Annotated in this window: 1 protein-coding gene; it reads left to right on the top strand. The window is 53.3% G+C overall.

Annotated elements, in window-relative coordinates; genetic code table 11:
• Positions 1-1,241: 1,241 nt before the first annotated feature.
• Positions 1,242-1,941, top strand: a 700-nt coding sequence (gene cysE / locus IQ273_RS32875; RefSeq protein WP_194027267.1) for a serine O-acetyltransferase, incomplete at its 3' end; no start/stop codon positions are given.

Below are 1,941 nucleotides of genomic sequence, written 5' to 3'. Positions count from 1 at the left end.
GTAGGGAGGATGGGGTAACGCTGGGGTGCTTGGCGTTGAAAGAGTTATAGCAACGGGGCGATCGCCTCCTAGGCAGCGGTGCCCGATAGGATTTATTGAATGATTAGCGCTGTACTCAAAGGCTGAACCCCTTGCAGCGACGGAGTTCAATCTTTTTTGAAAGTTGGGGGACGAGTATTTTGCCCACCCTGCCCTAGCATTTTTTCGGTTCATGCCGGTATTTCTGCACTCAGCCCAAAGGCTTTACAGTCAAGGGATAAAGCCTAAATCTGCCCTGAATCTGCAGGCTTTTTGTGAGTACTCAAATCGGCTGTTTTTGCAAAACTCGATACAGATTGAGGGATGATTTTATAAAAGTAAATTTTGAAGCTGTATCGATTCTTTCTCTATTTAATAGAGAACGGTATCGAGCTTAACCGTCATAACATTAAGCAACGTAAATGCCCCACGTTTAAGGCAGGCATTGTCTATCGCTAGCTAGGACGGGGGCAGGCATTTAAACCCTTTGACCTCTAAACCTGTGACCTATGTAAGCCCTATCCCTATCGTTCCTACGCTTCGCGTGGAATGCCCACCATGGCGCTCCAGCGCCCCGTCTGATGAGACGCAGGAGCGTCTGGAGAGGCGGTATCAACGCTGGAACGTTGGCACGATAGAAACTAAAACGACATGTCCTCTGGTACCTGATGCGACCCACAAATCTCTGGTTTGCAACCGATACCCCGTAGGGGCATTGCACTGCAATGCCCCTACGGGGTATGTAGAGAGGATTTGGCCTGAGCGGGATAGGGAACTTTGAGGGGCGATCGCCTTCCCCATCTATTCCCCGCCTTAATTCGCAGGTTGTTAAGGATTACTGAATTAAATAGAGAAGGTTTTGCCAAATCTGCTACAGTTTGCATTGTGAAATCATGGATTAAACCCTGGGAAATCTGTACTTTGAGTGCAAAGCCTTAAACTATTCCCCAGGCTCAAAAAACGAGCAAACGTTTGATGCTGTAAGGCGTTTACCCTGAGTGCACAATACTCAGCCCTAGCCGCAAAAATACCCATTCCCAAGGGCAAAAATACTCGTCCCCTAGCCCTAAATAAACTTTAAAGGCTAGATTTGCTGAGGGTTGAGTGGCTGAGTACAGCCCTAATAGTTCTAGTAAGTTTGGATGGCGCAGACCACGGCAGGCCGCATTTCGGCCATTGCTATAAGCAGAGAAACAAACGCCTCCGCAACCGCGACCAGTGCCATGTTTCTCTCCCTGTCTCGCTTTTCTACCAAGTTTTCTAGTGATGCCGCCGTCCTGCGGCAGCGTCTACCCCTGCTAGATGTCTTGCTGGATGACTTTGCCGTTATCTTTGAGCGCGACCCGGCGGCAAACCACTGGTTTGAGGTGCTGTGCTGTTATCCCGGTCTGCACGCGCTGGTGGCCCATCGCCTGGCCCACGGGTTGCGCGATCGCGGTGTTCCCTTTTTGCCCCGGTTCATCGCCCACCTCAGCCGCTTTTTTACTGGCATTGACATTCACCCTGGCGCACAAGTTGGCCGGGGTGTCTTTATCGACCACGGCATGGGCGTGGTGATTGGTGAAACGGCGATCGTCGGCGACTACTGCCTGATCTACCAGGGGGTCACCCTAGGCGGCACCGGTAAAGAAACCGGCCAGCGCCACCCTACCGTTGGTCACCACGTGGTGATTGGCGCTGGGGCCAAGATCTTAGGCCGCATTGCCATTGGCGACTACGCCCGCATTGGGGCCGGGTCGGTGGTGCTGCGCCCGGTACCCGCCCACTGCACCGCCGTCGGCATTCCCAGCCGCAATGTGTGCCGCTGCAATACCCAAACTGCGCCCCTAGAGCACAGCCAACTGCCCGATACCGAAGCCGCCACCCTGCGATCGCTCCTAGACCGCATCGAAGCCCTCGAAGCCCAGCTCAACGATCTCAAGC

Source organism: Nodosilinea sp. LEGE 07298 (assembly GCF_015207265.1).
GTDB lineage: Bacteria > Cyanobacteriota > Cyanobacteriia > Phormidesmidales > Phormidesmidaceae > Nodosilinea.
Note: the sequence above shows the minus strand (reverse complement) of the source record. Positions and strands in the feature narration are given on the sequence as shown.